At 52.6% G+C, this 25,950-nt stretch carries 24 protein-coding genes, 2 tRNA genes and 1 pseudogene; 13 read left to right on the top strand and 14 right to left on the bottom strand.

Annotation, left to right across the window (positions count from 1 at the left end; translation table 11 throughout):
- Positions 1-3 precede the first annotated feature (3 nt).
- From QZ725_RS13615 to QZ725_RS13625, 3 genes are all read left to right on the top strand, one after another.
- Positions 4-1,200, top strand: a complete 1,197-nt coding sequence (locus QZ725_RS13615) for a L,D-transpeptidase (RefSeq protein WP_293780649.1) — start codon at positions 4-6, stop codon at positions 1,198-1,200.
- A gap of 182 nt (positions 1,201-1,382) precedes the next feature.
- Positions 1,383-1,793, top strand: coding sequence for a glycine zipper domain-containing protein (locus QZ725_RS13620; protein WP_293780652.1), 411 nt, complete (start codon positions 1,383-1,385; stop codon positions 1,791-1,793).
- 116 nt (positions 1,794-1,909) lie between these two features.
- On the top strand, positions 1,910-2,152 hold the full coding sequence (locus QZ725_RS13625) for a hypothetical protein (protein ID WP_293780655.1): 243 nt from the start codon (positions 1,910-1,912) through the stop codon (positions 2,150-2,152).
- A gap of 80 nt (positions 2,153-2,232) precedes the next feature.
- On the opposite strand, the gene QZ725_RS13630 is transcribed toward QZ725_RS13625, so the two are convergent.
- The 3 genes from QZ725_RS13630 to QZ725_RS13640 form a co-directional block, all read right to left on the bottom strand.
- Positions 2,233-2,577: a hypothetical protein gene (locus QZ725_RS13630; protein WP_293780658.1), complete on the bottom strand. Its 345-nt coding sequence runs from the start codon at positions 2,575-2,577 to the stop codon at positions 2,233-2,235.
- Positions 2,578-2,761: 184 nt separating this feature from the next.
- Positions 2,762-3,214: a universal stress protein gene (locus QZ725_RS13635; protein ID WP_293780661.1), complete on the bottom strand. Its 453-nt coding sequence runs from the start codon at positions 3,212-3,214 to the stop codon at positions 2,762-2,764.
- Positions 3,215-3,305: 91 nt separating this feature from the next.
- A complete protein-coding gene (locus tag QZ725_RS13640) occupies positions 3,306-4,505 on the bottom strand; it encodes an MFS transporter (RefSeq protein WP_293780663.1) in 1,200 nt (399 codons plus the stop codon).
- Positions 4,506-4,810: 305 nt separating this feature from the next.
- Between QZ725_RS13640 and QZ725_RS13645 the strand changes: the two genes are divergently transcribed.
- The 3 genes from QZ725_RS13645 to QZ725_RS13655 all read left to right on the top strand — a co-directional run bounded on the left by QZ725_RS13645 (position 4,811) and on the right by QZ725_RS13655 (position 6,344).
- Entirely contained in the window at positions 4,811-5,227 is a 417-nt protein-coding gene (locus tag QZ725_RS13645; RefSeq protein ID WP_293780665.1) for a hypothetical protein, read from the top strand.
- Between the two features lie 32 nt (positions 5,228-5,259).
- A complete protein-coding gene (locus tag QZ725_RS13650) occupies positions 5,260-5,418 on the top strand; it encodes a hypothetical protein (RefSeq protein ID WP_293780667.1) in 159 nt (52 codons plus the stop codon).
- 194 nt (positions 5,419-5,612) lie between these two features.
- Positions 5,613-6,344, top strand: a complete 732-nt coding sequence (locus QZ725_RS13655) for a superoxide dismutase (RefSeq protein WP_293780669.1) — start codon at positions 5,613-5,615, stop codon at positions 6,342-6,344.
- 77 nt (positions 6,345-6,421) lie between these two features.
- Here QZ725_RS13655 and tenA read toward each other — a convergent pair whose 3' ends face one another.
- The 3 genes from tenA to QZ725_RS13670 all read right to left on the bottom strand — a co-directional run bounded on the left by tenA (position 6,422) and on the right by QZ725_RS13670 (position 8,301).
- Positions 6,422-7,084, bottom strand: a complete 663-nt coding sequence (gene tenA / locus QZ725_RS13660; protein ID WP_293780671.1) for a thiaminase II — start codon at positions 7,082-7,084, stop codon at positions 6,422-6,424.
- Between the two features lie 64 nt (positions 7,085-7,148).
- Positions 7,149-7,847 (bottom strand): TenA family protein, encoded by a 699-nt coding sequence (locus QZ725_RS13665; protein ID WP_293780673.1) that lies wholly within the window; start codon positions 7,845-7,847, stop codon positions 7,149-7,151.
- 118 nt (positions 7,848-7,965) lie between these two features.
- A complete protein-coding gene (locus QZ725_RS13670; protein ID WP_293780824.1) occupies positions 7,966-8,301 on the bottom strand; it encodes a nucleotide pyrophosphohydrolase in 336 nt (111 codons plus the stop codon).
- A gap of 242 nt (positions 8,302-8,543) precedes the next feature.
- On the opposite strand from QZ725_RS13670, the gene QZ725_RS13675 reads away from it, so the two are divergent.
- Positions 8,544-8,708 carry a hypothetical protein gene (locus QZ725_RS13675; RefSeq protein WP_293780675.1) on the top strand — a complete coding sequence of 55 codons (165 nt, stop codon included), beginning with the start codon at positions 8,544-8,546 and terminating at the stop codon, positions 8,706-8,708.
- 78 nt (positions 8,709-8,786) lie between these two features.
- Here the strand turns inward: QZ725_RS13675 and QZ725_RS13680 are convergent, their stop codons facing one another.
- A complete protein-coding gene (locus QZ725_RS13680; protein WP_293780679.1) occupies positions 8,787-10,709 on the bottom strand; it encodes a PAS domain-containing sensor histidine kinase in 1,923 nt (640 codons plus the stop codon).
- Between the two features lie 274 nt (positions 10,710-10,983).
- Between QZ725_RS13680 and QZ725_RS13685 the strand changes: the two genes are divergently transcribed.
- Entirely contained in the window at positions 10,984-13,233 is a 2,250-nt protein-coding gene (locus tag QZ725_RS13685) for an ATP-binding protein (RefSeq protein ID WP_293780682.1), read from the top strand.
- A 3-nt stretch (positions 13,234-13,236) separates the two neighbouring features.
- Entirely contained in the window at positions 13,237-13,692 is a 456-nt protein-coding gene (locus QZ725_RS13690; protein ID WP_293780685.1) for a response regulator, read from the top strand.
- A 28-nt stretch (positions 13,693-13,720) separates the two neighbouring features.
- Here the strand turns inward: QZ725_RS13690 and QZ725_RS13695 are convergent, their stop codons facing one another.
- The 5 genes and pseudogenes from QZ725_RS13695 to acs form a co-directional block, all read right to left on the bottom strand.
- Entirely contained in the window at positions 13,721-15,307 is a 1,587-nt protein-coding gene (locus QZ725_RS13695) for a response regulator (RefSeq protein ID WP_293780688.1), read from the bottom strand.
- A gap of 529 nt (positions 15,308-15,836) precedes the next feature.
- Positions 15,837-15,977, bottom strand: a complete 141-nt coding sequence (locus QZ725_RS13700) for a hypothetical protein (RefSeq protein WP_293780691.1) — start codon at positions 15,975-15,977, stop codon at positions 15,837-15,839.
- Positions 15,978-16,182: 205 nt separating this feature from the next.
- Positions 16,183-16,335: pseudogene (locus tag QZ725_RS13705) on the bottom strand (Arm DNA-binding domain-containing protein); the annotation flags it as partial.
- Between the two features lie 164 nt (positions 16,336-16,499).
- Positions 16,500-16,590: transfer RNA gene (locus QZ725_RS13710), tRNA-Ser, on the bottom strand.
- A 148-nt stretch (positions 16,591-16,738) separates the two neighbouring features.
- Positions 16,739-18,721: an acetate--CoA ligase gene (gene acs, locus QZ725_RS13715; protein ID WP_293780693.1), complete on the bottom strand. Its 1,983-nt coding sequence runs from the start codon at positions 18,719-18,721 to the stop codon at positions 16,739-16,741.
- Positions 18,722-19,024: 303 nt separating this feature from the next.
- On the opposite strand from acs, the gene QZ725_RS13720 reads away from it, so the two are divergent.
- From QZ725_RS13720 to QZ725_RS13735, 4 genes are all read left to right on the top strand, one after another.
- Entirely contained in the window at positions 19,025-19,573 is a 549-nt protein-coding gene (locus QZ725_RS13720) for a YqhA family protein (RefSeq protein WP_293780696.1), read from the top strand.
- A gap of 54 nt (positions 19,574-19,627) precedes the next feature.
- A complete protein-coding gene (locus tag QZ725_RS13725) occupies positions 19,628-21,160 on the top strand; it encodes a fumarate hydratase (RefSeq protein WP_293780699.1) in 1,533 nt (510 codons plus the stop codon).
- 43 nt (positions 21,161-21,203) lie between these two features.
- The gene (murI, locus tag QZ725_RS13730) at positions 21,204-22,070 is read left to right on the top strand and encodes a glutamate racemase (protein ID WP_293780702.1); all 867 of its coding nucleotides are present in this window, start codon (positions 21,204-21,206) and stop codon (positions 22,068-22,070) included.
- 62 nt (positions 22,071-22,132) lie between these two features.
- A tRNA-His gene (locus QZ725_RS13735) sits at positions 22,133-22,208 on the top strand.
- A 602-nt stretch (positions 22,209-22,810) separates the two neighbouring features.
- On the opposite strand, the gene QZ725_RS13740 is transcribed toward QZ725_RS13735, so the two are convergent.
- Together QZ725_RS13740 and QZ725_RS13745 are read right to left on the bottom strand one after the other, a co-directional pair.
- Positions 22,811-24,508, bottom strand: coding sequence for a methyl-accepting chemotaxis protein (locus tag QZ725_RS13740; protein WP_293780705.1), 1,698 nt, complete (start codon positions 24,506-24,508; stop codon positions 22,811-22,813).
- 1,199 nt (positions 24,509-25,707) lie between these two features.
- On the bottom strand, positions 25,708-25,830 hold the full coding sequence (locus tag QZ725_RS13745; RefSeq protein ID WP_293780708.1) for an entericidin A/B family lipoprotein: 123 nt from the start codon (positions 25,828-25,830) through the stop codon (positions 25,708-25,710).
- Between the last annotated feature and the right edge of the window lie 120 nt (positions 25,831-25,950).

Here is a 25,950-nt window from a genome sequence, read left to right on the forward strand (position 1 = left end):
CGCATGACTTCAGTCTTGCTGCTCGCCGGTATGTTTGCCTTGCCGGCGCTGGCAAACGGTACCAAGCCAGGTGTGCCATCGCGACTTGATCCGGAATTGATGCTGATCGATGTCTACAAGTCACTGGCTGCCAACCGTCTGCGCGAGGCGCAGGCCAAGGCGGATGCGTTAGTTGCAGCCTATCCGAACTTCCGTCTGGGGCAACTTGTCCGCGGTGATTTGCTGCTGTTGCACACACAACCGATTAAGACCTTTGGTGCAGCAAAAGACGCGCCAGCCGACAATCTTGCAGCCTTGCGTGCTGAAGCGATGGTGCGGCTTAAATCGCTGCGCGAACGTCCTGATCCCAATCTGGTGCCGCAACCCCTACTGCAATTGCGACCCGATCAGAAAAATGTGTTGCTGATGGATGCGCGTCGTTCGCGCCTCTATGTCTACGAGCGTGGCAGCGACAATCACTTCAAACTCGTGCGTGATTACTACGTCAGTCAAGGCAAACTCGGCGTCGATAAATTCAAGGAAGGCGACCAGAAAACGCCCCTTGGCATTTACTACATCACATCCCGTGTGCCGGGACCGCGTCTGCCCGAATTTTACGGACCGGGTGCATTGCCGATCAACTATCCGAACGAATGGGATCGGGTCAATGACCGTGGTGGTTCCGGTATCTGGTTTCACGGCACGCCACCCGATAGTTACAGCCGGCCTCCGCTGTCTTCCGACGGTTGTATCGTGCTGCCGAATCCCGACATGATTGAGCTGTCGGAACGTGTCCAGGTTGGCATGACGCCCGTGATCATTGCCGAGACACTCAAGTTCGTTACACCGGTGCGTGCCGAAGCGGACCGCATCCATGCCAATCGCATGTTGGAAGCCTGGCGCGTCGATCTGGAAAGTACCGACCCGCAAAAGTTGCGTCGTCATTATTCGCAGCATTTCAAGGCAATGCGCGGACAGAACCTCAATAGCTGGCTTGAGCGTATTCAGCAAACCAATCTGGGTGCGCGTCAGATCAAGGTTGATCTCAAGGATGTATCCCTGTTCCGTTACCCCGATCAAAAGGGGCAAAGGGAAATGATCGTCGCTGCTTTCACGCAGGAAGCGGTTATTGGCAAGGGACGACACGTAACACGAAAACGCCAGTACTGGGCAAAAGAAGGTGCGCAATGGCGCATTGTTTCTGAAGCCAATATTCAATAGGCCACATGTAGCCGATGACGTTTCGGCCTTTGCCTTGCACGATCGTGCGCTAATTCAAATTCATTACAAATGTAAAAGTCTATTTCGTTCGTGGATTTCCACGATGCGATCTATATATTGACACCATGTCCCTGCGAGTAATTTGCCACTGTGGTGAGTGCAGGGCTCCCAAGGAGTCAATCATGTTGCACAAGAAATGGATCGCAGTTGCCTTGCTTGCTACCGCGGCCGTATCGACTACCGCTTCTGCCGATAACCGGGGCGTCAATACCGCACTGGGTGCAGTGCTTGGTGCCGTCATCGGCAATTCTGTCGGCGGTCAGGATGGTGCGGTTGTCGGTGGGGTACTCGGGGCGGTAGTCGGTGCGACAGCTTCTTCGGGACGTGATCGTGATTACGATCGTCGCTATGCCGGGCCACCCCAGCGTTACTACCGTGAGCCTTACCGCGAACCCGTCTATTACCAGCCAGCACCACAAGGTCGATACTACCGCGATGGATATGGCTATCGTGACGGGGGTTATTACCGCGACGAAAGACGTGTTGAGTATCGTCGCCATGATCAATACGAGCGTGATTACTATCGTCGCTAATGTTGTTGCTAACTTTCCGATTCAATCTTCAAGACATGATGAATCGGTGTTATGCGGGACCGTCTGATTCGGGTGAAATTGCCGATGCATGCAGCGGTTCTGCCGAAAGGTTGAACATGAAACGCATTGTCATGTCGCGTACGACGCGACGATTGATCCTGCCGCTGCTGGCAGTCGGTGTGCTCGGAGGTTGTGCGGTGGTACCGTATGACGATGGTTATTACGCACGTCCTGCCTATAATGCTTCGGTTTATGTCGCACCGGCACCTGTTTATGTGGGCCCAAGTGTCTATTATCGATCTGGCCCGCGGTATTACCATCCGCGTTATTACCGTCCTGGCCCGGGCTGGCGTCGCTAAAAAACAAAAAGGCTGATCATCATGATCAGCCTTTTTTGTATGTGCCTCTTTTCGGGTGCCGAAAGAGATTCTTGAAGATTTTAACGACGGTAGTCGCGATACTCACGATCGTGATAGCGATAAATTACTGCCGGTGGTGGGTAGGGGCGGTAGTAACGCGGTGCTTCATATACAACGACCGGCGGCGGTTCATAAACCGGTACTGCGCGACCATACACCACAGGTGGAGCGTAATAGTTTGAGTAGTTGTTGTAGACCGGCGGTGGCGGATAATAAACCGGTGCCGGTGGCGCGTAATAGCCATAACCGGGATAACCGCCACCTACACTGATCGACCAGCTAACGCCACCACCGGCAAATGCCGGTGCGGCGACTGCCGTACCGAGAGTTAGGGTAAGAATCAGGTGGCGTAGTGGAATGGACATGGAAATACTCCTTAAGTCATTCCATTTAACTGCACGCTCTTCGCTTTCTCAATACCAAATGCGTAAAAGACTGTAACAGCAGAGAACGGATGTTTCCTGCAAGGCAAGAAGCGCTTCATTCGACGATGGCAGGCAGCTACTACTGCCATTTCAGGTGTCATAACGCCAACAGATTGGCGAAAAATCAAGCCGGATCGCTCGCAATCAGCAAGGCACAGCGAATTTTTTCTACCAGTACCGTATCCGTCGCGCCACGCCACCAGCGCATGGCGAGCGATTGCATGCGTGAATGACCGACGATCACGATTTCGATGCCTAGCTTTTCGACCAGATGGGCAATGGTTGGGACCGGCTCCCCGACTTTCAGATGGGTGTAAACACGCATGCCGGCATTTTCCAGGACATGCAGACCTTCATCCAGTTGCTGCTGCATTTTTTCCTTTTCAGCCTGGATTTCTTCTTCGATGCCAACCATGGAAACCATCGCATATTCACCCAGCACGACGGCTTGGGGCGGATTGACGACGACCAGAAGATGAATGTCGGCGGATGGATCGGGCGCCAGGCGAATGCATTCCTGCAAGGCAGATTGGCTTTCCGGCGTACCGTTATAGGCGATCAGAATTTTGCGATACATATGGCCTCCCGTAGAACTGAAAGGTAAACACAGTTTCAGTATATCGCCAAGTGCATCGCTTGAAAGCGATTTGCCGTGCGTGCAGGCGGAGTCAGTTTTTTTTCAGATGCGAGAAGATTGCCGCCACGGCTAGTACGCCCAGTGCACCGACAGCAATCACGTTGCCAGTGCCAAAGCGTTCGATGGCCCAGCCGGCTGCGCCGACGCCTGCTGATTGGCCCAGAAAGAAACAGGACGCGAAAATCGAGACGGCTGCACCGCGTCGCTCAGGCGCCATCTGGGTGGCGTTGATTTGCAAGGTGTTATGTAGCATGTAAAAACCGAGGCCGCAGGAAAAACAGGCAGGAATGGCCCACCACCATGACGGTGCCAGACTGATGGTCAATAGCGACAGGCTGACGAAGATGCCTCCCCATCTGGTCAGCCCCTTTTCACCGAGACGACGCACCAGGCCACGTGAAGCAACGGCATAGAGAAATCCTCCCAAGCCAAACAGCATCACCAGACTTGCTGCACGAGTCAGTGAAAGATGATGAACCGCATGCAGATGCGAGGCGATGAAGGCGAACGCGCCATAGAGAAAGGCGCCTTCCAGAAAGACGGTGATCAGCACGACGCGCGCCCACGGTTGGGCCAATACCAGACGAAATTCGTTGAACATGCGGCGCAAGGCAGCGCCCTCCGCCTTGTGTGTAGTCAGTGCATGCGGTGGCAGTCGCCTATGAAAGGCGAAGAGCGTCAAGCTCACGACGACGAAATAAGCCGAGACGGCAAAGAAGGGAAAGCGCCAGCTCAGATGATCGGCCGTATAACCGCCGAGTAGTACGCCAGCGGAAATGCCGACGATCTGTCCGATCAGAAATTGCGCCAGTACTGGTTGCCGTTCCTCATAGGGCACGACATCGCCGATCCACGCCATCGAAAGCGGGATGATGGCTGCTGCCGTGGCTCCAGCGGACAGTCGCGCCGCAATCAGCATTGGATAATTGGGCGCGAGAGCGCACAGCAGGGCAGTACCTGCGCAGGCCAGACAGGCACAGGCGATCACAAAGTATTTGCCGAAGCGATCGCCTACGGGGCCAAAGAAGAGTTGCGAAATACCGTAGGCGATCGAAAAAACGGTAATTACATACGCCACTTGTCCGAGCGGAATACCGAATTCACTTGCCAGTCTTGGTAATAGCGGATCCGTCACGCGCAGGGAAATTGCACTGCCGAAGGCAGCCAGAGAAAGTGCCGGAATCGTGAAGCGAGGAATGACAGATCTAGCGCCGGCAGAAGAGGCTTCCATGTTGTGCGGACACGATGTGAAGAAGGCGAAAGCGTACCGCAAATCGGCCCTTTGCACAGAAACAGGGCGCAATGGCGCAAAACAGCAAGGGTGGCCAGTGTGTCTGGCGGGAAATAACTGGCCAGCAAAATCTCCTCATCTTTTCCTACAAGAACTTGCGAAGCAGTCCTATAGAGACTCTGCAAGAGGGTGGATAAGATGCAAGCACGCTACAACGACCGTGGGCATACAGAAAGGTTCCGTCTCTTTTTGTGGATGCTCACATGCCTTGATGAAAACGTGATCCATGCTTTGGGGAGGAAATCATGTCTGTTCTGCATCCTGCATACCGCGACGCTGGTGAAATCCTGAAAACCATGGGCCGCGAAAAAATTGGCGATATCGACTGGCCCGCTTATGTCGAGGCGCGTCATCAGTTGGAAGAAAATCCGGAAGACCGTGCCGAGCAGGCGCTTGCTCGCAAGCGTGCCCAGGCGCTGCACTACCTGATCGCCAGAAAACAAAATCTGACGGATGGTTACAGCAAGGTCGAGTCCCGCGTCTTCACGCCGGAATTCGTCAACGAACTGGGACAAGCCAATTCGACACGTCGTGCCATGCGCAATCCATGGCTGACTGGCGCGCTGCAAGGCAGTAGTAACGAAGAAAAATCGAAGAACGATCATGAAAACGTTTTGCCGTTCGGACCGCACATTACGGTAGAAACCGGCACGCCACATTGATTCGATCTCATCCATTAGCAAGCGAGAGTGTCATGAAACCATCTTTCCTGTCGGCGGCTGCAGTAGTAGCCGGTATTCTTTTTACGATGTTGCAGCCGGCCGCCGCATCAGCCGAACCATCGAGCAACTTCGCGCAACAGCCACAAATCAGCACGCTTGTCACCATCGCCATTCCTCCTTACAAGCGCTAAAAGTCAAGCGAGGGCAGGTATAGGTGCAACGTTTGGCGGACTGCTCCGGATGGAGCAGCATTGCCATTTTTGATCGTTGATTTCAGATTTTGAGCCTATCTGCCGCATGTAATCGCGTATCTGATCGATCAAGCTGCAATCAGGCGGACTTGATGATCATAGCCAGCCGATTTTTACACTCATCAGGAGAAACCATGTTCAAACCGTCCTTGTTGCTCGCCCTCATGCTGACTGTGGGTGCGGTGCATGCGCAATCGACCAAGCCGGCGGAGCCTGCTGCAGCATCCTCTGCCACGACCGCAGCAAAGCAAACTTTTCAGCAGCCAGCGTTGCCTTACGCATCCAATGCATTGGAGCCGGTGATCGATATGGCAACCATGGAACTGCATTACGGCAAGCATCACAAGGCTTATTACGACAATCTGAACAAGGAAGCCGCAGACAACAGCAAGCTGGCAGCGCAATCCTTGCCGCAACTGATGAAATCGATTTCCCGCTATCCAGCCGTGGTTCGTAACAATGCCGGTGGTGCATGGAACCATGATTTCTTCTGGGCCACGATGGCACCGGCAGAGCAGCGTGGCGAGCCATCTGCAGCACTGCTTAAGCGTATCGAAACCGATTTCGGTTCACTCGACAAGATGAAGGAAGCGTTCAACACCGCTGGCACCAAGCAGTTCGGCTCAGGATGGGCGTGGGTGATTGTGAAGGGTGGCAAGTTGGTTGTTTCTTCCACCCCGAATCAGGATAACCCGCTGATGGATGTGGCTGAGGTCAAAGGCACACCAATTCTTGGTAACGATGTCTGGGAACATGCCTACTATCTGAAGTACAACAATCGTCGTGGCGATTATCTGAAGGAATGGTGGAAGGTCGTGAACTGGAACGAGGTCAACAAGCGTTTCGACGAAGCCGTCAAGAAATAAGCATCAGGATTCGATGCGATAGTAAAAAAAGCCCGGCACTTGCAATGCCGGGCTTTTGCATATGTGTCAGAGCAGGTTCAAACTGGCCATTGTTCAAGGCGATAGGCCGAATCCCAGAACATCCATTCCAGCTGCGCTGCACGTGTGTAAGCCGCGTGCATGGCTTGACGCGTTTCGTCGCTAGCGACGGCAGCGACACGATCAACGGTCGTAATCACCGCGCGCACGGCTGCGTGGAATTCTTCTCCGGCGTAAGTATCGATCCACGATTGGTAGGGGTTGTTCTTTGCGGCACGGTCAACGATGTCGCGTCCGATTTCTGCATAGATCCAGAAGCAGGGCAGCAGTCCAGCCAGCACAACAGGGTAAGAAGCGCTCCATGCGTTGGCCATCAGGAAACTCGTGTAGTGATGGGCGGCAGGCGAAAGCGGTGTGGCGGCAAACATCGCCGGGGTGACGTTGAACTGCTCCATGAAATCCTTGTGCAGGCTGCGCTCCACCACGATCGCAGTTTGTGCGCCTATGGAAAACTGCACGATTTCGTCGGTGTTGTCGGCCTTGGCGGCTGCAATCGCAAGGGCACGACCGAAGGCGATCAGGTAGTGCGCATCCTGAATCATGTAATGGCGAAAACGTTCCTGGCTCAACGTACCGGCCGCCAGTTCGGTATTGAAGGGCATGGTGCGCGTTGCTTCGAACAGCGCTGCATTCTTTTCCCAGATTTCAGCAGTAAAGGACATGGTTTCTCGTAAAGGTAAAAAATCGCATGTTGCGACGGATGAAAGAGGCAAGTGATACGTTGCGTCAGTCGTATTGCAGTGGTGTGTAGACGTGATCAAAGAACTCGCGTTCGAGTCGGACAGCACGCGCAAACATGTCGGCGCTGCGGCGCTGCGTATCCGCATCCTGGGCAGGACCGGTGCGATCGAGTTCGGTGCGTAGCCAGTTGACGAAATCGGCGAAGGCGTTGTTGTTGTGCAAGGTAATCCATTCGGCATGGATGAACTTTGGCGGCAATGCGGCATGCTTGCGATCGGCCCAGCTCAAATACAACCATTCGGCCACGACCAGAACCGACAGGCACAAGGAGTACACCTGGCTTTCTGCCGCTTCCCTCATCAAATTCTGGAATGCCTTGGTTGGTTCGGTCAGCGTCGGCATGTTGCGATGGCGTGCATCGACCTTGAGATGATCGAAAGAGCGCAGGAAATAGGTATTTTCATCGCTGGTAATCATGGCGGCGAAATGTGCCAGACGCACACGCGATTCAAAGCGATCTGCACTGGCGATTGCCGCGCCAAGAAGGGCGACGAAACGATCGATGAATTGATAGTCCTGCACCAGGTAATGCACGAGCACGTCGTCGGCCACGCTGCCGGCGAACAGTTCGTCGATGAAACGATGCTGGGTGGCAGCATCCCAATTGGCGCGATTCTGTTCTCGCAACCAGTCGGTAAAACGCAGGGATGTATCCGAACGTTGTTCAAAACTTGCTTCGTTCATGGGGCTCCTGAAAACAGCATGCACCTGGTAGTGCGTTGACGGGCAAAAGCAGCAATATAGGCAAGAAATGGCTGCGCGTTCTTGACCTCTGCCAATTCTTCGAAAAACGTTTCTTTTTTCAGCGCGATAGCGGCGGATATTTTTGCGCGTTCAAGATCATCTTGTCGGCGATAGCCTGATTCAGGTCGACGCCCAGTACCGAAGCTAAACGCACGAGATAGAGCGCAACGTCAGCCAGTTCCTGGCGCACATGTTCGGCGGTTTCGGGCATGCGCGCGACGTCCCAGGATGCCTGTTCGGAACGCCATTGGAAAATCTCGACCAGTTCTCCGACTTCACCTGTCAATGCCATCGCAAGGTTTTTGGGCGAATGAAATTGTCGCCAGTCGCGGGCATCCGCAAAGGCATCTAGCGCCTCTTCAAGTGCGCACGTATCGATTAATCGTTGGGTCATGGAAGGCGATAAAAAGGTTTCATCATACGGTACAAATTTGTAATGGAATGTTTTGAACGTGCCGTTATCTGCGTTCAATTTGCTGCTAAGTGACATCCACAGTTTACGCTGAAAAAACGCTTCCCTATAGTTTGCACAACAAAAGCTTCACGTTTATTTAACGTATCAAGAGCTGTTTTCGCTTCAGGTTGCAGTGTGCTGTGTATCTGGAATTTGTTCATTTTCTGAGAGAGAAATACGTAATGGGTAAGTCTTTATTTGTCGCATTTACATTGGCCCTGACGCTCGCTGGTTGCGGTTCCGACGCACAAGCTCCCGACACACCGCTGACGCCAGAACAAGAGGCAGCCAAGGCAGAGCGCGTTCGCAAGGCCAATGCTGCAGCTGAATCGCAACTGGGTCACTGATCGATTCCGCATCAACGAAAAACCGCCCCGTGGGGCGGTTTTTTCATGGGTAGGTAAAAAATATCTTCAATTAGATTCTCAGATCGCGCGCCGTAACACGCGTGCGAGATCCGATAATTGGTAAGGCTTGTTGATGCAGGTAAAGCCATCGAGATCCTGCAAATTGTTTTGCAATGCCGGCATGGCGTAGCCCGACGCCAGGACGATCTTGATGTGCGGGTAGCGTTCGCGCACCAGATTCGCCAGTTCGATGCCGTTCAAGCCATTGGGCATCATGACGTCGCTGAACAGAATATCGATGTTGTCGTGCAAGGCCAGTTGGGCAACGGCTTCTTCCGCACTTGATGCGGTGTGTACTTCATAGCCGATTGCGCGAAAGAGTTCGGCTCCTAGCGTCAGTAGGTCGATTTCGTCCTCGACCAGCAGAACATGTTCCGTATATTCGTCTTTGGTTTCTTCCACATCGTTTGCAATCGCCGCATCTTCCTCGACGACCGGCAGGTACAGCGAAATCAACGTACCTTGCCCAGGCTTGCTCTCGATGGTCAGATCACCGCCGGACTGGGTCATGAAGCCGTACACCTGACTCAGTCCAAGACCAGTCCCCTTGTGCACGTCCTTGGTGGTGAAAAAAGGTTCGAGTGCGCGTTGCCGGACTTCTTCCTTCATGCCGCTGCCATTGTCACGGATCGAAATGACGATGTAAGAGCCGGCTGCCAGTGAACCGATTTCATGCGCTTGCAATTGTCTTGCTGCAGTTTTGATGACGATATGTCCGCCATGCGGCATGGCATCGCAAGCATTGACGACCAGATTCAGCAAGGACGTCTGAAACTGCCCCGGATCGATTCGCGCCACATGCTTGCCCGGTGCAAGGGCAAGCTCCAGTTGAATGCCGGCATTGCCCGCTCGTTGCAACACGGTTTCGAAATTGCTCAGGACTGTGTTGACGTTGCACTGTTCGGGTTTGAGCGGTTGCTGACGAGCGAATGACAAGAGATGCTGCGTCAAACCGGCGCCGCGTTCGATTGCACGTCGCATGCTGTCGAGCATGCGGGTTTCCTGTTGTCCACGCAATTGCAGCGAAAGCATATCGACACCGCCGGAAAGTATCGCCAGCAGATTGTTGAAATCGTGTGCGACACCACCGGTGAGCTGTCCGAGGGCTTCCATTTTCTGCGCCTGATGCAAGGCGGTATTGGCTTTTTCCAATTGTTCTGCGGCGGCGCGTTTTTCCGTGATGTCGCGCGTAACCTTGGCAAAACCGATCAATTGCCCCAGCTCGTCGCGAATTGCATCGACGACGACATTGGCGAGAAAACGCGAACCATCCTTGCGTACACGCCAGCCTTCCTGCTCATAACGTCCTTCGGCGGAGGCAATTTTCAGCGTACGTTGCGGAATGCCGAGCGCTTGATCCTCGACGGTATAAAAACGTGAAAAATGATTGCCGATGATTTCGCTGACGGTATATCCCTTGATGTGCTGGGCACCGGCATTCCAACTCGTGATCATGCCATTCGTGTCCAGCATGTAGATCGCATAATCGGTGACGCCCTGAACCAGAAGACGGAATTGCTGTTCGCTTTTCTGTAGCGCTTCCTGCGTCATCTTGCGTTCGGTAATGTCGCGTGTAATCTTGGCAAAACCGAGCAGTCTGCCGTTTTCGTCCTTGATGGGATCGATGATCACATTGGCCCAGAAACAGGTGCCGTCCTTGCGCATACGCCAGCCTTCAGCTTCAAAGCGGCCTTCTTCTTCAGCCATGCGCAGCGAGCGCGCCGGAATGCCGGCTGCGCGATCTTCTTCCGTATAAAAGGTGGAGAAATGTCGCCCCAGGATTTCCTCCTCCCGATAGCCTTTAAATCGTTGTGCGCCGGCATTCCAGCTATCGACGGTGCCATCGGGCGTGAGCATGAAGATAGCGTAATCGGTAATGCTGGCAACCAGCAATCGGAAGCGATCTGAATCGACAAGTGGGACGGGAGACGAATTATGCATTGGCTCGTTTAGATCCAGAAGGGCTGACTGATGGAGCATTCTATCCTGATGCCGTATGGAAAAATTTTATGTCAGCTTCCTCTCAAATATGCAGAAATTCCCACCATTTTGCGAACGTGTCACAAATTTGCAGGTCGCACCAAGGTAACTTCTACAAATTTTGACGTTTTCGGTTTGAAAGGGCTACCTGGCGATCTGTGCAATAATCGCGGAAACACTGGGTGGCGTACCATTCCGGGCCGATTGCAGACCACCCATTCATAACCAGCAAGAGATGACCGAATCCTTCGTAAAGGCCCTTGCCGACCCCACAACCTGCGATCAGGAACCTATTCATATCCCAGGCAGCATTCAGCCTTTTGGTTTTATGCTGATTACGGCCGTGGACGATCACGTTATTCGGCATGCCAGTGCGAATCTGGAAGCACATCTCGATTTGTCGGCGGAAAAAGTAATAGGTCTTTCTTTCTTCGATATTTTTCCGCAGCCACACGGCCCTTGGCTAAAGCAGGCGCTGCTCACTCATGTTGTCGAAGGGAAGCCCATTTATCTGGGTACGTTGCGGTTGGACAAAGATCGTTGTTACGACGTATTGGCGCATCGTTGGCAAGATTGTTTCATTCTGGAGTTTGAATTTTCCGTCGAGTCAGTGCCGGATTTCCGTTTCTTTTCGCCAATCGTGACGCGCTTTGTTGGCGAAATTGCTGCCAATAGCTCGATCGAAACAATGAGCGATGTGGCGGTGCGGGAGATCAAGCAGATAACCGGGTTTGGGCGCGTGCTGTTATACCGTTTCGACCAGAATCAGCATGGCGAAGTGCTGGCCGAGGCGCTCGACGATGGATATCACTCCTACCTGAATCAGCATTTTCCCGCCTCCGATATTCCGCAGCAAGCGCGTGCGCTTTATATCTCTAACCGTATTCGCCTGATTGCCGATGTAAATTACGAGCCCGTACGGTTGGTGCCGCAACGCGATGAAACGGGGCAGCCGATCGATCTGAGTCAGGCAACCCTACGCAGCGTATCGCCGGTGCATGTGGATTACATGCGCAACATGGGTACGCAAGCTTCCATGTCTATTTCGATTGCCATTCGCGGCCGTCTGTGGGGCATGATTTCTTGTCATGACAACGAACCGCGTCGGGTACCTTTTGAAATTCGCGCGATCTGCGAGCAGTTGGGACAGATTCTGGCTGTCCACTTCGAGGCAGCGGAGGAGCGCAAGGAATTCAACCATCGCCTCGAACTGCGCGGCATGCTGGTATCGATGCTGGCAGCCTTGAGCCAGTCTAATGATTTTTCGGGCAACATCTCTAGCGTGTCGGACGACTTGCTCAAGTTTGCCAATGCCTCCGGCGCCGCGCTGATTCAGGGTAGCTTTATTTCTGTATTCGGCACGACGCCCGGCAAGCACCAGATCAATGAACTGGTCTTGTGGCTGAGCGAAAAAGGCCAGGACGATCTTTTCCATACCGAATCGCTGAGCAAGGAGTACCCGGCAGCAGAAGCCTACAAGGATGTCGCGAGCGGCATTCTGGCCGTCTCGATTTCACAGATTCACAAGCACTATCTGATCTGGTTCAGGCCCGAAGTTGTTCAGACCATCGATTGGGCAGGTAATCCGTACGAGAAGCTGTGCGCAGCCAATATGGCAACCTCGCTTTCACCGCGACGCAGTTTCGAGTTATGGCAAGAAACGGTGCGTGCGACCTCGATTCCGTGGCGTCCGAGCGAAATGGAAACAGCGCTGGAATTTCGTACGGCGATACTCGGCATTGTGTTGCAGCGCGCCGAAGAAATGGCGGAACTGGCCGAGCATCTTGGTCGCGTCAACAAGGAGTTGGAGTCGTTTTCCTATTCCGTCTCGCATGATCTGCGCTCTCCGTTGCGCCACATCGCCGGTTTTGCCGATCTCTTGCTTGAGATGGAACGCGACGTCCTCAGTGAAAAAGGCGTCGGTTTTCTGGGCAAGATCAAAAGTTCGGCGCATTTTGCCGGCAAGCTCGTTGATGATTTGCTGAGCTTTTCGCAAATGGGGCGTTCCGCACTCAATATTTCGAGTGTCAACATGAACGAGTTGATCGAGGCATCGATGGAGCGCCTGTCGAACGAAACCGCAGGGCGCAAAATTGCGTGGAATATCAGCGCCTTGCCTGTCGTGCAGGGCGATCCGACTTTCTTGAGTCTGGCGGTTTACAATCTGCTGTCGAATGCAGTCAAGTATTCGCGCGATCGTGCGCAGGCGGTGATTTCCATCGACTCGGAACAAACCGAGAAAATGTATGTGTTCCATGTGCGCGATAATGGCGTGGGTTTCGACAAAAATTATGTACACAAATTATTCGGGGTCTTTCAGCGCTTGCATCGCATGGAAGAATTCGAAGGGACGGGGATCGGTTTGGCAAACGTCAAACGGATCATAGAACGACACGGCGGAGCAGTATGGGCGGACAGTACACCGAATGAAGGTTCGGTCTTCTCGTTCTCACTCCCCAAAAAATTGCAATTGGAAGAGGGCTGACGCATGTTGAAGCCAATTTTGCTGGTAGAAGATAATCCGAACGATTTGGAACTGACGCTGGTCGCGCTCGAAAAGAGCAAGCTTGCCAACGATGTCATCGTCATTCGTGATGGTGGCGAGGCGTTGGAATACTTGAACGCGACGGATGCTTACAAGGATCGTCCGAGCGGCAATCCTGCCGTGATTCTGCTCGATCTGAAACTGCCCAAGGTGGATGGGCTGGAAGTGCTGCGCCATGTGCGCGAATCACCTGTACTCAAAAGCACGCCGGTTGTCATGCTGACGTCGTCAAAGGAAGAACAGGATCTCGTGCGCAGCTACGAATTGGGCGTCAACGCCTATGTGGTCAAGCCGGTAGACTTTCAGGAATTCATCAAGGCCATCTCGGACCTTGGCGTGTTTTGGGCGGTGCTGAACGAACCGCCACCGGGCTCTGTACGCACCCATCGCCGTAATTGATCTATTTAGTTCTGTCCACTCTGGATCATTATGGCTGGCTCTGTTTGTGATCCAGCAAATGCCGAATCTTGCTGGCAAGCTCCTGCACATTGTAGGGTTTGGACAGCAGGCGGATGTGCGACTGATTCTTCCATTCTGACAAAATGTCGGGTTGTACGTAACCTGAGGTAAACAAAACGGGAAGATCCTGGCGCATCGCCTTTGCTGCAGCGACAAAGTCCACGCTACGCAGCTTGCCCGGCATGACCACATCCGTAAAGATCAGATCGATGGATGGGTTTTTTTTCACGGCTTCCAGCGCGCTTTCGCCATCACTCGACTCTAGTACCTGATAACCAAGCGAGCGCAAAAGCTCACTTGTCGTCTTGCAGACTTCGACTTCATCATCCACTACCAGAATCGTTTCGTTGCCGCTGACGTCGTGCAGCGGTTTGTCACGCGCTGTGCCGGCATGGGCCGCTTGCGCGCGGGGCAGATAGATATTTACCTTGGTACCAACGCCGACGGTGCTATCGATTTCGATGTGCCCCTTGCTCTGTTTGACGAAGCCATAGGCCATGCTGAGTCCGAGACCGCTACCTTGGCCATTGGGTTTCGTCGTGAAGAACGGATCGAAGGCACGCTGTACGACTTCTTCTGGCATGCCGCTGCCGCTATCTTCGACAGAGATCATCACGTAGTCGCCTGCTGGCAGATCGGCATGAGAAAAGTGGGTATTGCGCGCCAGAATGCAGATGCGGCCGCCATTCTGCATGGCATCGCGCGCATTGATCGCCAGATTGAATAGGACATTCTCGAACTTGCTTGGATCGACAAGTACATTCCATAAATCGGGTGCGAGATCGATATCGATTGGTGTCGTCAAGCCAATCCCGTGTCGTAACAACTGCAATACGTCATCCATCAGCTTGCCGATGGACGTCACGCGCGGTTGCAATGCCTGACGACGGGCAAAGGACAGAAGTTGCGACGCCAACTTGGCGCCACGATTGACGCCGCCAAGCGCGACTTCGATTCGCTTCTGCGCCTGTTCGTTATCGCGAATCTGCAGTTTGAGCAGTGTCAGCGAGCCATTGATGATCTGCAGTACATTGTTGAAATCATGTGCAATACCGCCTGTCAGGTTGCCCAGCGCTTCCATCTTTTGTGCTTGCAGCAGGGCAGTGCGGCTCTGTTCTAGTTCCTCTGTACGCACGAGCAAATCGGCCTGACTTTTTTCCAGTGCAGCAAAGGCGGCATCGCGTTCACGCATCGCCAGATAAGCGAGTGAGTGATAGCGAATGCGCGCAACCAGCTCGCGGCGATCCGGCCATTTGACCAGATAATCATTCGCACCTAGGCCGAATCCCTTTGCCTTCAGTGCGGGGTCATCTTCTGAAGACAGCATGACGATCGGCAGGTGATGCAGATTGGGGCAAGCCCGAAACCGACTGATAATCTCGAAGCCATCAATGAGCGGCATGCGCAGATCAACAAGCACGATGGTCGGATTGAAGGTTTCTGCCGTCTCGAAGGCACTACGTCCATCGTGCGTTGAAAGGAATGCAATATCAGGCTCCATCGCCAGCATGTGCTCCACGATTTCCACACCTAAAGATTCATCGTCGATGAGCAAGACTTTGCACGGATCGTTTTTTTCAGGCATTAAGCAAATGGAGGAGAAAGAATGATTGCTAAGAGTACCGCAACAAAAGGAAATTCATTATGCGCCAGCATGTGCCTAGCCAGCCCGGTACCGCGACAATATATAGCATTCTTACAAAATCGGGTGTTTTGCAAATGCCGTGCAGGAGTATCTGGAGCAAATTAGGCACTAATTGCCTTGAAGATTTTTCTTTACAGGTATTGATGAGACTCTCTAATAGACAGAAGCGCCGCAGGCGCTTTTCTTCAAGCTACCTGTTGGTTCACTAGGTTTGAGGTCGATCTTGCTAAAAGCCCCGGAGAGTGCAGCTAGGTGATCTGCTTAACGAACCATTAAATTAGTCCACAGATCGAGATTCGCTAACTTGGTGTACGTGTTTGAGAGGTTATCCGTCATGCGGCTAGGATTGCCGGCTTGATGCATTGGTTGCAAATAGACCAATGGAATATGGACATCCTGCGGAAAAATTTAAGACGTCGGAAAGGAGCGCTAAGCACACTTATGTTTCGCTATTTTCGCTCTTTCTTTTTTTCTCTTTCTCCGCCTTGGCTTTGTCGTAATGCCATTTGATGGCGAAGAACATGCCAGTACCCAATACGATAACCTTAAACGTACCGGCGACAATAGGGAACAATTCCATGATTTCTGATATTTCTACGCTATATGCTTGACACTATTTATCGTGAGGAATGTCATTCAACATCACATGACATCTCAATCAAAGTGTTTTTATTTTAGGTCAAGCAAACAGCGATGAACATTAGGCATAAAGCCCTAGGACATAATGTCCTGAGGCTCGGAGATTCATAAAAAGGAAAAGCCCGCAATGCGGGCTTTATGTGAGCAAGCAACTTCTCGCGACCTGCGAAATAGTATTTTATTCGCCAGTAGCGTCCTCCATTGGGCTTAACCAATAGATGCATACCTGCACCATCGGTAAGTTTGTACTGTTTGTCTTTGGGCTTCGCATTGCGGCAAATGCTGTCGGTTAACGGCATAGGGGTATCTATCTTTACCGGGCTTGAAAGTACCCCGAAAAATACCCCCTTATTTCGTCGGAAGTAAATGAACTTCCTCGATCATAGAAAAACAAAAAACCCGCGTAAACACTTGGTTTAACGCGGGTTATTTGTATCTTTCTGAACTTCTTAAAATATGTTTTTGGCGGAGAGAGGGGGATTCGAACCCCCGATAGGCTATGAACCTATACACGCTTTCCAGGCGTGCGACTTAAACCACTCATCCATCTCTCCTGATTCGGTTCGCTGAGTGCTTTTTGCGAAGCCGCTGATTATAGCAAAAGTTTGTAGCAAATTGCCGGTTTTCATTTCTTCGTTTCCTTTGGAAATGAAAAAGCCGGTGCAGATGGGCTCTGCAACGGCTTTCTTGAGCGGCCGCGTCTTATTTGACGTGCTTGAGCTGTTCAAGAATGGCAGGGTTTTCCAGCGTGGAGATGTCTTGCGTGATTTCCTCATCCTTCGCAATCACGCGCAGCAGGCGGCGCATGATTTTGCCGGAGCGGGTCTTCGGCAGGTTGTCGCCAAAACGGATTTCTTTCGGCTTGGCGATGGGGCCGATTTCCTTGGCAACCCAGTCACGCAATTCCTTGGCGACCTTGTCTGCTTCGCCGTCTTCAGGGCGCGTACGCTTCAATACGACAAACGCGCAGATCGATTCGCCCGTGGTTGGATCAGGCTTGCCGACGACAGCGGCTTCGGCCACGATCGGATTGGCAACCAGTGCGGATTCAATCTCAGCGGTACCCATGCGGTGACCAGAGATGTTGAGCACGTCGTCGATACGGCCGGTGATGGTGAAGTAGCCGGTTTTCTCGTTACGGATCGAGCCGTCGCCAGCCAGATAGGTGGTGCCGCCCAGTTCCGGCGGGAAGTAGCTCTTCTTGAAGCGATCTGGATCGTTCCAGATATTGCGGATCATCGATGGCCATGGGCGCTTGATGACAAGCAGACCGCCCTTGCCATTTGGCAGTTCCTTGCCGGCGTCATCGACGATGGCAGCGGTAATACCTGGCAGTGGCAGCGTGCACGAGCCCGGCACCATAGGCGTCGCACCTGGCAGCGGCGAGATGACGTGGCCACCGGTTTCCGTTTGCCAAAAGGTATCGGCGATCGGGCAACGCTCGCCGCCGATATTCTTGTAGTACCACATCCATGCCTCAGGATTGATCGGCTCGCCGACCGAACCCAGCAAACGCAGGCTGGTGAGATCGTACTTGCTTGGATGGACGTTGCTGTCTGCATCGGCTGCCTTGATCAGCGAACGAATCGCAGTAGGGGCCGTGTAGAAAATCGTGACCGTGTGACGTTGCACCATATCCCAGAAACGACCGGCGTTCGGGTAGGTTGGCACGCCTTCGAAAACGATCTGCGTGGCGCCGGTCGCAAGCGGACCATACGTGACGTAGGTGTGGCCGGTGATCCAGCCGATATCGGCCGTGCACCAGTAGACGTCGTCAGGTTTGATGTCGAACACCCACTTCATTGTGAGCATGGACCACAGCAGGTAACCGGCGGACGAATGCTGCACGCCTTTCGGTTTGCCGGTGGAACCCGAGGTGTAGAGAATGAACAGTGGATGCTCGGCGCCGACAGCGACTGGTGCACATTCTGCCGCTTGCTTCTCGACCAGATCATGCAGCCAGATGTCGCGGTTCGGATCGAACTTGATATCGCCGCCCGTGCGTTGATAAACGACGACCTTACGAACTGTGTCGCAACCGCCGAGCGCCAGCGCATCGTCAACGATGGATTTCAAGGGCAACTGACGGCCACCGCGCACTTGATAGTCAGCCGTCAGTACCGCAACGGCACCAGCGTCGATGATGCGTTCCTGCAGCGACTTGGCCGAGAAACCACCGAACACGACAGAGTGCGTGGCACCGATGCGGGCGCATGCCTGCATGGCGGCGATACCGTCGATCGACATCGGCATGTAGATGACGACGCGATCGCCTTTCTCGATGCCGAGCGACTTGAGGCCGTTGGCAAACTTGCAGACGCGTTCGTACAGTTCGCGATAGGTAATCTTGGTGACCTTGGCATCGTCGGATTCGAAAATCAGTGCGATCTTGTCAGCATTGCCGTTGGTCAGGTGGCGATCAAGGCAGTTGGCCGAGACATTCAACTCGCCGTCTTCGAACCATTTGTAGAACGGTGCGGCCGATTCATCCAAGCGCTTGGTGAACGGTTTGATCCACTGGATGTTCTGCTGGGCGAGGCGTGCCCAGAAACCTTCGTAATCTTCTGCGGCCTCGGCGCACAATGCGCGATAGGCATCCATGCCGCTAATGGCAGCATTGTTGACGAATTCTTTTGGCGGGTTGAATACCCGCTCCTCTTGTTTGAAGCTTTCGATATCGGACATAGTCCCCTCCGGTTACGGATTTTCTGATTTGGCGCGTACGATAATCTTTTACGCTTACTGCCGCCTTACACCAAACTGACGCGCTCTCGGCGCATCGATGGAATGTTGATTACACGCGCTTCTTCAAGTGGGTTTCCCAAAGCGCTCGAAACCCTATTTTGCCTCATCGCCCGCAAGGAAAACGTAAGTCTCGCGTGTAAAATGCTGACTTTCATTTTCTGCTGTTTTCTCATGAATCCGTCTTCGCAACCAGAAAAATGCGTCGCCAAAAAACGTATTCCGCCTTTGGCCAACTTCATTTTCATGACCCGCTGGCTGCAGTTGCCATTGTATCTGGGTCTGATCCTCGCACAGTGCGTTTACGTCTACCACTTCTGGGTCGAGCTGTCGGACCTCATTGGTGCCATTTTCGGCAACCAGCATTCATTGCAACATATTCTGGAAGTCGTTACCGTTCCCGGTGCGCAACCTGCCGCCAAGCTGACTGAAACGACCATCATGCTGGTGGTGCTGGGCCTGATCGACGTCGTCATGATTTCCAACCTGCTTATCATGGTCATCGTCGGTGGATATGAAACCTTCGTCTCGCGCATGCATCTGGAAAGTCACCCCGATCAGCCGGAATGGTTGTCGCACGTGAATGCGTCCGTGCTGAAGGTCAAACTGGCCACCGCGATCATCGGCATTTCCTCGATTCATCTGTTGAAAACCTTCATCAATGCGTCGGCCTACGATGCTAAAACGCTGTATGCTCAGACCGGCATTCATATTGTCTTCCTTATCTCGGCGATGGCGATTGCCTATGCCGATCGCATCATGGCCGACACGCATGCCATCAGCAAGGATCACTAAGCTGCAAGCCCCGAAGTTCGTCCCTCAACCCGATTGACTCTAGCCGATACCGCCATGACCATCATCAAACAAGACGATCTGATCGAATCCGTAGCCGCAGCCCTGCAATACATCAGCTACTACCATCCAAAGGATTACATCCAGCATCTGGCGCGTGCTTATGAGGCTGAGCAAAGCCCTGCCGCCAAGGATGCAATTGCGCAGATTCTTACCAACTCGCGCATGTGCGCGGAAGGCAAGCGTCCTATCTGTCAGGACACCGGCATCGTCAATGTGTTCCTGAAGATCGGCATGAATGTGCGCTTCGAAGGCTTTGGCGAACGCTCGATTACCGATGCGATCAACGAGGGTGTGCGCCGTGCCTACAATCATCCTGATAACACGCTGCGTGCGTCCATCGTGGCCGATCCACATTTCGAGCGCAAGAATACGAAGGACAATACGCCTGCCGTCGTGCACATGGAGCTTGTGCCTGGCGATACGGTGGATGTTCAAGTTGCGGCAAAAGGCGGTGGCTCGGAAAACAAAACCAAGTTTGTCATGCTCAATCCGTCTGATTCGCTCTTAGATTGGGTCTTGCAGACAGTCCCGCAGATGGGGGCAGGGTGGTGTCCACCGGGTATGCTGGGCATTGGCATCGGCGGCACGGCGGAACGCGCCATGCTGATGGCCAAGCAGTCGCTGATGGAAGACATCGACATGTACGAGCTCAAGCAGCGTGGTCCGCAAAACAAGACCGAAGAATTGCGTATCGAACTGTGCGACAAGATCAATGCGCTTGGTATCGGCGCGCAAGGTTTGGGCGGTTTGACGACCGTGCTGGACGTGAAGATTGCCATGCACCCGACGCACGCAGCTTCCAAGCCGGTGGCGATGATTCCGAACTGCGCCGCCACCCGTCACGCGCATTTTGTACTTGATGGTTCCGGCCCGGCCTATATCGATCCGCCTTCCTTATCCGAATGGCCGGACGTCAGTTGGGCGCCAGATACCGAAAAATCCAAGCGCGTGAATCTAGATACGCTCACCAAGGAAGAAGTCGCTTCGTGGAAACCAGGTCAGACGCTGCTGCTCAACGGCAAGATGCTGACGGGCCGTGATGCTGCACACAAGCGCATACAGGACATGCTTGCCAAAGGCGAAAAGCTGCCAGTCGACTTTACCAATCGCGTGATTTATTACGTCGGCCCGGTCGATCCTGTACGTGACGAGGTTGTGGGGCCAGCTGGTCCGACCACGGCAACGCGCATGGATAAATTTACCGAAATGATGCTGTCGCAAACCGGCCTGATCTCAATGATCGGTAAATCCGAACGGGGCCCGACCGCGATCGAAGCTATTCGCAACCATCAATCTGCCTATCTGATGGCGGTGGGGGGCGCCGCGTATCTGGTTTCGAAAGCAATCAAGAGTGCCAAGGTGCTCGGCTTTGCCGATCTGGGCATGGAAGCAATCTACGAGTTCGATGTCAAGGATATGCCGGTCACGGTGGCAGTCGATTCCAACGGTACCTCGGTACATACGACCGGTCCCAAGGAATGGAAAGAGAAGATCGAAAAGATTCGTCTCGATAAATTGCCTGCCTGATCCGGGTTCCTCGTCTTTTCAAATAACGCTTACAAGAAATTCGATGGCTTTTTCCGCTTATCCCGATCCGGTGGCTGCCGAAGCACCGATCGGCATTTTTGATTCGGGCATTGGTGCGCTGTCCGTACTGCGCCATGTCACCTCGCGCTTGCCATCCGATCATGTTCTCTGCTTCGCCGATTCCGGTAATGCGCCTTACGGTGGCAAGACCGATGCAGAGATCATCGAACGTGTGCTGGCGATTGCGGCCTTCCTTCAGACCAAGAAGGTCAAGGCAATCGTGGTGGCCTGCAATACCGCTACTGCGGCTGCCATTGAAGCACTGCGTCAGCATTATCCGGAACAAATCGTAGTCGGCGTAGAGCCTGGCGTGAAGCCGGCTGCCGTCTTTAGCAAAACCGGCAAGGCGGGTGTGCTGGCCACAAGCAGTACCATCGCCAGCAATCGCTTCAAGGCGCTTTGCGACCGCATCACGGCAACCACGGGTGTTGAAATTCTTGCGCAAGCTTGCCCTGGCCTCGTAGACAAGATCGAAAATGGCGAACTTGACTCGCCAGAAACCATCGCCATGGTCGAAAGCTTTGTATTGCCGTTGCTGAAAAATGGTGCCGATACCATCGCGCTCGGCTGCACGCATTACCCCTTCGTTGAACCGTTGATCAACGCCATCGCGCAACGCGAAAGCAAAGAAGCCGTCACCATCATCGATACTGGCGAAGCGGTTGCACGTCAACTCGAACGCCTGCTGCAACAACGCGGCCTGCAACGACTTGTTGGGGACCCCGGTCGTATCGAGGCCTACACGACAGGCAGCGCCGCATCACTGCGCCGTGCCTTCGCTGATTTGTTGGGTTTGCATCCCGAAGTAACCGCCTTGGATTCGGGGGAATCCATAAAAACTTCGGAATGATTTGCCAGGGCTGCGCATATTTTGTATAATGCGCAGCTTCCCTGTCTCGCAGGGAAACGACGGTGGCTGTAGCTCAGTTGGTAGAGTCCAGGATTGTGATTCCTGTCGTCGTGGGTTCGAGTCCCATCAGCCACCCCAGTTTTAAAAAGTTTTTGATTATCAAAGACTTGCAGTAAAGGTAAATTGATCGGCGTAGCACTTGCTGTAGCAGCATGTACCTCACTTTCAGATTGCATGTAAGTTTCACCCCATTGTGACCTCATGCGAATACCTAAAAGAGACGCACTTTCTATCTAGGTCTCTTCGTTCCTAAAGCACTTCTCTCATACACACGTAACCAAATCCAAGATCGTCTACAGTCTTCTAACAAAAGACCGCAGGCGGCATGATTGCGTTGATTGGAAGCTAGCTTGGTTTTGAGCGATGAATCAGGGGTATGACAAATCGATACTGGTGACGATAACTTTGAATTTATCGTCACGCTTGCAGAATTGATCCACTGAAATTGATTCAGTTTCCGTTCTTAGCGAGTGCTGCGATGCGGTCGTAAGAACCTTCGAATTCCGACGCGCAAAGATCCAATACATCTGCTTTGGAGGACGCCTCTGCTTTAGAGGCTCGTTGCCTCGTGTTAGCCTCTGCCGATGTAATGCAAATGTCGGGTAATTTACAAGCTTTCTCTTCAAACCATATTTCGCATCAACCTCCTTATACTGCGAGGTTGATGTATTTGGATTCAATCAGAATTCTTCCCAATCGTTGTCTTGGGCTTTTGAGTTCGATGAAAGCTTCGGTGTCGTTGTCGCAGCGACTGCTGTAATGCGTTTCGTGGCTGGTTTCGATGTTGCGGTGGTCGTCGGAGGTATGGCACGTACCGACGTGATGACATCATTTTCGTTTACCCGAAAAATGCTGACTGCTTCAGTGAGATTGTTTGCTTGTTCTTTCAAGGATGCTGCGGCTGCAGCTGCTTCCTCTACCAGCGCAGCATTTTGTTGAGTGACCTGATCCATTTGACTGATCGCGGTATTAACTTGTTCGATGCCCGAACTTTGTTCTTGGCTTGCGGCCATGATCTCCGACATGATGTCGGTGACATTGCGTACGCTATGGACCACTTCCTGCATTGTGGCCCCCGCATTGGCTACTAACCTGCTGCCTTGGTCAACCTTATTAACCGAATCGTCAATTAATGTTTTGATTTCTTTGGCGGCGGAGGCGGAACGTTGCGCCAGACTGCGCACTTCTGATGCGACGACGGCAAAGCCGCGGCCTTGCTCCCCGGCACGGGCAGCTTCTACTGCGGCATTCAACGCGAGAATATTGGTTTGGAATGCAATGCCATCAATGACTCCAATGATGTCGACGATTTTGCGTGCCGAAGTTTCGATACCTTCCATCGTGGTGACGACTTCAGATACAACGCTCCCGCCGCGCGTGGCAACTTCTGAAGCAGAAACAGCAAGTTGATTTGCCTGACGTGCGTTGTCAGCATTTTGTTTGACGGTGGAAGTCAGTTCTTCCATTGAGGATGCCGTTTCCTCAAGAGAAGCTGCCTGTTGTTCAGTACGACTTGATAAATCCAAGTTACCTGCTGCTATTTCAGTGGTCGCCGTGCTGATTGTCACGCTGCCTTCACGTACTTTCGCAACTGTCTCCTTCAAGCGTTCTTGCATGGTACGCAGGCCAGCCATAAGGGTACCCATTTCATTTTTTGAGCGGACCTCAATGCGTGAAGTCAGATCGCCACTAGCAATCGCTTCGAAATGACGCAGCATCTCCTGTAATGGTTGAGTAATTGCACGAATCAGGAACGATGCGGAAACGGCCACTGCCAGCAGGCCGAACAAAATCCCGCCGATCGCGAGCCATCGGAAAATTCCGTACATATGCTGGCTGGCGTTATACCCGCTTGCCGCAGCCTGCTGCTGATAGTCGACAAGTGCATCTGCGCTTTTCACCAGAGCCTGATTGAGCGGTGACAATTTGAGCAGGATAATGTCTTCCGCTTTCTGCACTTGCTTCGCTTTTAGCGCCGCGATTAATTCGGTCTGCAACTCATGCAAATAAGCCTTACGGTCGCTATCCACGGCAGCTGCCAGCTTCTTTTCCTCATCGTTCGCCGGCAACGCGAGGTAGTTTTTCCAAGACTCATCAGCTTGCTTGAAAAGCATTTCGGATCGCTCAATGGAAGAACCAGCATTCGCATCTTCCGGACGCATCGCCACGCGGTTCAACGTCGCACGTGCCTGAGCCATACGGATCATCATGGTTTGGATGGCTTCCGCAGACGGCATTTGATTGGTGTATACCTCTTGTAAAGCGTTATTGGTGTATTGCAGTCCAAGGACACCCATAGCACCGCCAACTATCAGCATTAAGCCCATGAATGTCATCGTCAGGACCAGACGAAGTTTGATCGAAAGATTGGTCAGCATAATAAGTAGTGAAAAGTTGATAACGACGTCAAATGGTCTTCTGCATTGGTTATATGCAATAACGGTGAAAAGCGAGCCCTCGTTGACCGAAAGCACTATATTCGTGCTCGATAGCAACATGTTTCGCCAAGCTGAGTTAAATGAGCGTTAAATTCATCTCACAGGCGCGATAAGTTTTTAGCGGAGTTGCGTGAGGTCAAAACGCGGCTGGCATGCAAACGTCAGCGATAAGCGTGAAAGGGCGAAGAACAATTTGAGGAATAAGTGCTATCTATATAACGGACGGACTTAAACACTTTAAAAGTTTTATCTTCCAGATACTGGGCATTGGCTTTTCATGCAAAACGATTTACGGGCTAAAAATCAGTTTCAGCCTTTAACGATATTGACTGTTGCTGGATCAAGGAAGGTATCGTGCCGGCTCCTGGCTCCAGCGTTCCCGCTGCAATGAGCTCTTGCCAATCGTTAGCGGATCATTTTCAGCAGATTGATGACATGCACCGCCGCCAGGATCTTTCGTCTGGCATAACCCTTCCTTTGTCCCGCTACCTTGTGACTACTTGCCTGTTGAATGCGAGCCCGCAAGTCTGCCCTCTACTAAAGTAGCGTCTCCAAATTCCATTGCTCTTTTTCATCCCTGTTTCGGTTATGCGAGCGCTGACATTTTAAGTTCACGCTGTGATACTCGACATAAAAACAAGATAGAAGCGTCAAGAGAAAACAGCGAAATGCACCGTTATGCGTCGTTACTTGACGCTTGCTCAAAGATGAATGCCGCAATAAAAAAAAGACGTTCCAAGCGAGACAAGAACGCGCTATACCACCTCCGTGCAAAGTCATTGCTGCTGTGCGATTAAGTACAAACGGATGGTATTGAGGTCATGGGCATAAGTGCGTTAGCAGTACTTGCGCTGAAACAGTACTGCCCCAAAAAAATTGGTTGCAACGCAACAGCATTCTTAAAGCACGCTTTTGGTGGCACATTCAACAGGTGATTGGGCGTTGCACGCTACCAAAACACAAGGGTGTAGTAAGGTCCTTTGCGCTGCAGCGTAAGCGCGTACTTGCCTCTTCTGTAAAGCATGATGAGTGCTTAGTCATATTCATGAAGAGCGATCAGCCTCTTATGTTTTTAATCCCGCATGAATAGACATAAAAAAGAACGCGACATGCGCGTTCTTTTTAGGACGTTGGCAATATTATTTGCCCTGAATTTTCTCTCCGCCACGTTCTACATCCTTGCCGAAGCCTTGGACCGTATTGCAGGCCGTTAAGCTGGCACCCATGGCGAGTACACAAAAAATCGCGATCAGCTTTTTCATGATTTTTCCTTTCGGTTTGTGAGCACGCAGATGTGCGCCTTGATTATGCTATCGGGCAAATCGGCTTGCAATATCCCGGAAGGTGAATGCAGTCATTCATACACACAGTGAATCAGCAGA

Origin of the sequence: uncultured Oxalicibacterium sp., assembly GCF_913776015.1 — a bacterium.
GTDB lineage: Bacteria > Pseudomonadota > Gammaproteobacteria > Burkholderiales > Burkholderiaceae_D > Oxalicibacterium.